The organism is Vibrio sp. Y176 (assembly GCF_033438945.1).
The window spans coordinates 1-514 of sequence record NZ_JAWOQS010001204.1 but is presented as its reverse complement, the minus strand read 5'-3'; the positions used below and the strand labels follow the sequence as shown (position 1 = coordinate 514).

At 43.6% G+C, this 514-nt stretch carries 1 protein-coding gene; it reads right to left on the bottom strand.

Annotated elements, in window-relative coordinates; translation table 11 throughout:
• Positions 1 to 65: 65 nt before the first annotated feature.
• Positions 66 to 479, bottom strand: coding sequence for an NUDIX hydrolase (locus R7O13_RS30995; RefSeq protein ID WP_023585762.1), 414 nt, complete (start codon positions 477 to 479; stop codon positions 66 to 68).
• Positions 480 to 514 lie beyond the last annotated feature (35 nt).

The following is a 514-nucleotide window of genomic DNA, read 5'->3' as shown; positions in this document are numbered from 1 at the left end:
ACACCTTTTTGACTCAAGTGCTTTAACAAGTTCTTCTTTGTTAAACCTCCAACTTGCAACCTCACTTACACCACCCCTTGGTCTATCAGTTTTCGAACTTTTTCCAGTGCGTACTGAAAAACAGTATGCGCCTGTGAGGAAATATCGCTCCCTATATCGTGCCAAAAAAACGCAAAATCATGTCCGCCATCGTCTTTCGTATGAAACGTCCATGAATCCTCTAGGTCTGCACACTCACACAAAACAAAATGCCATGCTTGATTTTGAAAGCCACTGTCCCATGAACATAAATACCGAGCGGAGATAACGTGCGTAATCCCAGATTCTTCAGCCAGCTCCCGTTTTGCAGCCGTGATGTAACTTTCATCAAACGTCTCAACCGTTCCCTTGACTAACTGAATACCCGCTAAGGGATGCTGAAAAAGTAGGATCTCTTGGTTTTGCTTACGCAGAACAACGGGGCAAACTTTATCGATCATAAAACCACGCCTCGTTGTCTAAACAGAAAACTTTG